Source organism: Mesorhizobium sp. WSM1293, assembly GCF_000513875.1.
GTDB lineage: Bacteria > Pseudomonadota > Alphaproteobacteria > Rhizobiales > Rhizobiaceae > Mesorhizobium > Mesorhizobium ciceri.
In genome coordinates, this window is sequence record NZ_AZUV01000037.1 from 36,229 (window position 1) to 42,592 (window position 6,364).

The following is a 6,364-nucleotide window of genomic DNA, read 5'->3' on the forward strand; positions in this document are numbered from 1 at the left end:
CCGCAGAGCCAGCTTTCGAGGCAAACTATGAGAGTTCATTCGCCGCTTCCTGAACACCCTGCGCAAATGCTCGCTCGAGCCAAAGGCGGCCTGCTACCGGGTTGTGTTCCCCGGCACGACCATTGCAGAGATAGCCCCCGAGCATGAGTTGGGCATAGCCATGTCCCCGCTCGGCGGCGGCGGCGAACCATTTCTGCGCTGCGACCGGGTCGAAGGACAGACCTTGGCCATTCGCGTACTGGGCACCGATCGCAAACATAGCCCCGGCGTGCCCGGCTGCGGCTGCCCGCTTGAACCACTGCGCGGCAGCCTGAGGCAAACAGGCGCCGCCACGTCCGTTGAGAAGCATTTCGGCAAACGCCACCTGCGCGTCGACCATGCCAGCATTGGCCGCCCGCTCAAACCAGCAACGGGCTTGTTTCAGATCGGCAGCCACGCCGCGCCCATCCTGAAGCATTCGCGCGTAGGCATATTGCGCTTCGGCCACGCCTTCGGCTGCCCGCCTCACCCATCGGGCAGCTTGCTCCTCGTCCTTTCGCACGCCGACGCCCTCGGCAAAGCAGAGGCCGAGGTTGAACGCTGCAATCAGATCGCCCGATGAGGCGGTCGCCTCGAACCATCCAGCGATGCTGGCGCGGTCGCCAGGCTCGCCTGCTCCTTCGATAACCAGATTGGCAAAGTCGACCTGCGCTTGCTGATTTCCCGCATTTGCGGACGTACGCAGCCAACGCGCTCCCTCTTCGACGTCCCGTGCGACTCCGTTTCCGGAAAGATAAAGCGATGCCAACGCACGGGCAGCAGCCTGATGGCCGGCATTTGCCGCCCGTCGGTACCATGTTGCGGCGTCCGCATAGTCTGGCGGCGAACTCTTCACATGCCGATCGCCCAGACGATAGGCTGCCTCAATATTTCCTGCCAATGCGGCCCGCCGCATCCACGCCTCGCCGGCGGCGATATCTTGACCTGCAAGGCCACCCTCGATGAGCGCCAATCCCAACCGGAATTGGGCTGAGGGCAAGCCTTTCTCCGCGGCAAGCTGATACAGTCGCGCGGCTGCCGGTCGATCAGCTGGCATGCCGCGTCCATGCTCAGTCAGGACCCCAAGAAGGTAGATTGCGGTTGGCAGACCGGCGTCGGCAGCGCGTCGAACCTCGGCGGCAACTTTGGCCGTCTGCGCAGGCTGCCCGCGCCGGGCGAGGGAAAGAGCAAGGCCCAGGCATCCCTCAGGGCAGCCGGCTGCCGCAGACTTCTCATACCAGCCATGCGCCGCATCCAGGTCCCGCATCGCTTCGGGGCCTCTGCTAAGGATATAGGCGAGAATTGCCTGCCCGGTTGCGGAGCCAGCTTCGGCTGCCTTTTTCGCGAGCCCGAACGCTGCCGCGAATTCCGGCTCCCGCGAGGAATCCCGTTCGAACAAGCTTTGCGATTCCAAGCCATTGCCGTCGGGCTCCTGCGCCGCCAGTCCAGCCACGTAAAGCGCGGCGAGGAGCGACTGGGCATCGGGGCTGCCGTGATCGGCCGCTCGCCGCAGCCAACGCGCGCCTTCCGACCGGCTTGGCGGCACACCCAAACCTTCGAGATAGCAACGAGCGACGCGGTATTCGGCCTCGACAATCCCGGCGCGTGCCGCAATTGCCAGCAGCGGAAAGGCTTCTAAAGGCTTGCCGCTGTCAGAAAGCTGGATCGCCCGGCGCAATACCAGCGCTGGTGGACCGTAAGCAGTCAGGCGGTCAAGGATTGCCATCGATGCGAGAACGCATACCTCCGTTTGTCGCGCACGGCGCCCGAGCCTATGGCTCCCTCATCGCTTCTTGGCCTAGGGGGAGTATGGCGCCGAGAATATACTTGAGCACGGTACGGCGGCCGACCTTGACGTCAGCGGTTACCGGCATGCCAGGGACGATCGTGAAACTTGCGGGCACGCCATGGAGGGCGACCTCGTCGATGGAAATCTGCGTGCGGTAAAACAGGTCAGCGTCCGGGGGCAGCATGGCCAACGAGCTGTTCGGGTCGCGCGCCTGTTCCCGGGCCGAGAAGGAATCCGGGCTCACCGTGCGCACAGTGCCATGCGCGAGGCCATATTGCGAATATGGAAAGGTGTCGAACTTGATGGCCACGGGGTCACCGACGTGGACGAACCCACTGCTACGGCCGACAATGTTCGTTTCGATTTCAAGCACCGCGTCGTCCGGCACCAGGGTCATCAGCCGGTCACCCGATTGCAGGATAGACCCGACGGAAACCTTCGCCACTGACTGAACGATGGCGTTTGCATCGCTTTTCAGCTCGACCAACTGCTTACGCAGCTTTGCCTTGTTGAGAAGCTCACGGGCATCGGACATACGCGAGCCCGCCTCCGACAGGCCTTGCGAGACTTCCGCGCGCCAGCTCTGGATGTAGCCATCGCGGTCGGCGGCCACCGTCGCCTGTTGTCGCTTGGCAGCTTCCGATGTCTGCTCGGCGTTGCCGAGCGCCCGGGACATCTCTGCCCAGTTGTCCTCGGCCAGAAGCGTATTGAGGCGGCTGCCCACCTGTCTTGCTTCCAGTTGCTTGCGCATCCGTTCGATCGAAGCCGCGACGGCCAGTCGCTGGCGGTAGCCGTCAGCATCGGACCGGGAACGCGAGATCACGGAACTGAGTTCATCGCTCTGCCGGTCAAAACTCGACAGCTTGGCGTCGTAGACGGCTTTTCGACGATCGAAGATCGATGCCTGCAGGGTCCAACTCGGGTCCAGACCGTCATAGCTGAAGGGCTTTCCGTCGGCTTCCGCTTTCAAACGGGCCACTTCGGCTTCAAGTGTCGAGACCTGTGTCGTCAGCGCAGCAAGGTCAGCGGAGGCGAAGGTCGCGTCGAGGCGAGCAAGCGTTTGACCGGCTCGCACGCGCTGTCCTTCGCGCACCTCGATCGAGCGGACGATCGCCGTCTCGAGCGGCTGCACCAGAATATTTGGCGATTGCGACACCACGAGCCCTCTGGTGGAGACGACCTGATCGACCGGTATGAGCCCTGAGAGTGTTATCAGGGCAACGACCATGCTTGAGATGATCCAGACCATGCCGCGCGCCATTCGTGGGACGGGCGCATTGGCGATGGCCGTCGACGGCCATTGGAATTCCAGGATGACGGGCATCGTCGGATCGCTCGGCTCTGTCCGGCGCCGGACGGGAAGACTGGAATGGGTGATGCTGCTCATGGGCGCCCCGAAGCCGATGCTCACACAAGTCTCGGCGGCACAGCGGCCAGACGAGCTTGGCGGTTGTCAAGATGCCGGTTCTGCTGCATCCAAAGCTGGCGGTAGAGCGCACATCGTTCGAGCAGGGTCGCATGCGGCGCGACATCGAGGACCTGGCCCTGATCCATGACCAGGATCTGGTCGCATTCGGTCAGCGAGGAAAGCCGGTGCGAAACAATAATCATCGTGCGGCCCCTGGCGATGCGCATGAGATTGGCGCTGACCACCGCCTCGCTCTCCGGGTCAAGCGCGCTGGTCGCCTCGTCAAGGATCATGACGGTCGGATCGTGGATGAGCGCGCGCGCAATCGCCAGCCGCTGCTTTTGACCACCCGACAGGTTGGGCGAACCTTCCTCAATATAGGTGTCATAGCCGTTGGGCATGCGTTCGATGAATTCTTCGGCGCCGGCAAGGTGAGCGGCTCGCATGGCGTCGGAAAGGGTCAGGCCGGGGCGCCCGGCGATGATGTTGTCTCGAATCGACCCGCGGAAAAGGAAATTGTCCTGGAGGACCACGCCGAGCCCCTGGCGAAGGTGACGCAGGTTGATTTCCTTGAGGTCGACGCCATCCAGCTTGAGAAAACCGCTGTAATCGCGATTGATCCCCTGCAGAAGCCGCGCAATTGTCGATTTCCCTGAACCGCTGCGCCCGACGATGCCGAACATCGTCCCTGCTGGAATGTCGAAGTTGACCCGGTCAAGCGCTGGCGTGTTGGTGCCGATGTAGGTGAAGGTCAGATCACGGAAACTGATCTCGCCAACGAGCTTCGGCCTCAGGCCTGTGGAATTCGAACTGCTTTCCAGGGGTCGGTTGAGGACGGATCCTGCCTCGCTGATTGCCGCCCCTACCTCCTCGAAGTCCTCGACCAGTCGAGCAAGACCGACGAGAGGCTGTGCGACGCGTTGGGCGATCATCATGAATGCGAACAAGCTGCCGACCATGTAGCCAGACGTGTCGCTCATCGCCAGATAAGCTCCGATCAGCATGGTGCCGAGGACCATCGCACGCTCGATTGGCGTGACAAGCGTCTGCGGCCAGTTGGCAAGCTGCCCGAAGGCAAGGCGCGCCCTGCCCGCTTCCGCCACCCGCTCGTCCCAAAGCGCCCTGCGTTGCGGTTCGAGACCGAGCGCCTTCACCGTCTTGATGCCGACGACGGTTTCGCCGAGCGCCGCCGCCTTCCAGGTCTCGGCATCGACCACTTGCTGGTAGCGGCGGCGCAACGGCGCGAGAAAGGCGAAGATGATCAACATAATCACGCCCGCGCAGGCAAGCACCATCCAGCCCAGCGTGGCGTTGATATAGAACATCACCGGGATCAGCACGCAGAGCGTGATCAGATCCAGGAACGTGCTGAGGAGTTTTCCGGTGAGGAATTCGCGGATGCGATAGATCTGCGCGAGATGGTACATCGTCTCGCCGGCCGGATGACGCTCGAAATAATCAAGTGGCAGACGCAGGAGCCTGCTGAAAACATGCAAGTTCAGTTTGGCATCCAGGCGGGCGCCGACGACGTTGATGATCAGCCGTCGGGCGTGACCGAGGAGCGTCTCGTAAACGAACAGGACGGCAATTGTGGCCGACAGGAGCACGAGGGTTGAAACGCTGTTGAACTGCAGCACCTTGTTGACCAGCGTCATGACCATGAGAGGCGGCAGAACGGTAAGGAGGCTGAGCGTGAACGAGGCGATACCGATGTCACGCATAGAACGGCTTTCGAACCGTACCAGGTCGATCAACCAACCGAGGGTGAAAGGCGCATCGGCCGCGATATAGGATCGCGCTGGACGCAACAGCACGGCCTCACCCGCCCACACCTGCGACAGCCGCAACTCGTCGATGGCGATGGCTTCGGCATCCTCGGGCGCGTCCGCACTTTTGAGGAAGACGACATTCCGCTCTGGACTGGCCCCGGTCAGGAGACCTGCGCCACCGTCATTGAACAGCAGGACGACCGGTCCCGTGTGCTCGAAGCGCAGAAGATGCGACCAGCGGATGCGAAGCGCACGCGACCACATGCCGCCGTTCTGGGCCCATTGCGAGAGATCGGTCGCGTTTGGAACCGGGCTTGCGCTCGCCACCTTGAACTCGTTCGGGTCGAGTTCGACGCCATGATAGCGGGCGACGCGTAGCACCGCCTCGAGGCGCGGGGCAATCCGGTCGAACTCGGCGGGTCCGCCGGGTGCCCTCCCCGCCTCGCTCTGGCTGCCAACCTTGCCAGTCGCCTCCGCGTCCACGCGGATCGAGGTTGGCCGTGCATCGGCGTTCAGAGGTATGCTCACCATGCACTTCCCCTCCGGCCCACAAGCGAGGGTTCAAGGATGCTCCGGGCAAGCCGTCCCAGCCGGGACTGCTGACAAAACCCACTATATTCCAAATAGGCCAGCCGCACGGGCCCTTTGCCCGCCTGGAAATGGTGAACGCGCGGCACTTGCGTTCCCGCAAGGGCCGCGCGTTCTTTCTTCAACCTGGACTCAGTCATTAGGTTTCAGAATATCCTTCATTGCCTTCTTCAGCGTGTCGTCGGTGTTAGTGTATCCGGCGCCTTGCTTGCCCTTGTCAGAAGTCAAGTCGGACGTTGCACCGGATGTCTTGTTCTGGTTCGGACTAAGGCCCTTGATCGTATTGAGAACGTTCAAGAGATCGCTCGTCACCGAACCCCCAGCCAGGCCAACGAGCTGCCGGAACGAGGCTTGGCTATCGGTGTCGCTGCTGGCGGCCGGGCCCGATTGCAAGAACTGCTTGGAGTCCTTGAGTCCGATCGTATCGGCCGAGACCTTGGCGTGGTTGCCGTTACCTGGCGAACCATCGTTGTCGGACCCGTCATTGCCATGCCCCTTGCCTGGGTTGCTGCTGTCGCTTCCATCAGGATCGTTGCCGCCACCGTTGTTGCCATGGTCGCGGTCACCGGTCCCGCCGCCCGAGCCAGTCGCACCTGTCGGACCTGTCGAACCGGTGGCTCCGGTCGAGCCAGTCGAACCTGTAGAGCCTGTTGCTCCAGTCGAACCGGTCGAACCTGTCGATCCGGTCGAGCCAGTTGCTCCGGTATCACCGGTTGCACCTGTGGCGCCGGTCGAGCCGGTTGCTCCGGTCGATCCGGTCGAACCTGTTGCCCCAGTAGAGCCGGTCGAACC

3 protein-coding genes and 1 pseudogene are annotated in these 6,364 nt (G+C 62.7%); all 4 read right to left on the bottom strand.

Annotation, left to right across the window (positions count from 1 at the left end):
* Positions 1 to 25: 25 nt before the first annotated feature.
* Positions 26 to 1,744, bottom strand: a complete 1,719-nt coding sequence (locus M729_RS0128995; protein WP_027163623.1) for a tetratricopeptide repeat protein — start codon at positions 1,742 to 1,744, stop codon at positions 26 to 28.
* 46 nt (positions 1,745 to 1,790) lie between these two features.
* A complete protein-coding gene (locus M729_RS0129000) occupies positions 1,791 to 3,194 on the bottom strand; it encodes an HlyD family type I secretion periplasmic adaptor subunit (protein ID WP_027163624.1) in 1,404 nt (467 codons plus the stop codon).
* A 20-nt stretch (positions 3,195 to 3,214) separates the two neighbouring features.
* A complete protein-coding gene (locus M729_RS0129005; protein WP_027163625.1) occupies positions 3,215 to 5,515 on the bottom strand; it encodes a peptidase domain-containing ABC transporter in 2,301 nt (766 codons plus the stop codon).
* Positions 5,516 to 5,704: 189 nt separating this feature from the next.
* Positions 5,705 to 6,364: pseudogene (locus M729_RS1000000139035) on the bottom strand (hypothetical protein); the annotation flags it as partial.

Bases quoted from the DNA above. Each gene is read 5' to 3' on its own strand.
- M729_RS0128995 (WP_027163623.1), bottom strand. From the start codon at position 1,744: ATGGCAATCCTTGACCGCCTGACTGCTTACGGTCCACCAGCGCTGGTA.
- M729_RS0129000 (WP_027163624.1), bottom strand. From the start codon at position 3,194: ATGAGCAGCATCACCCATTCCAGTCTTCCCGTCCGGCGCCGGACAGAG.
- M729_RS0129005 (WP_027163625.1), bottom strand. From the start codon at position 5,515: ATGGTGAGCATACCTCTGAACGCCGATGCACGGCCAACCTCGATCCGC.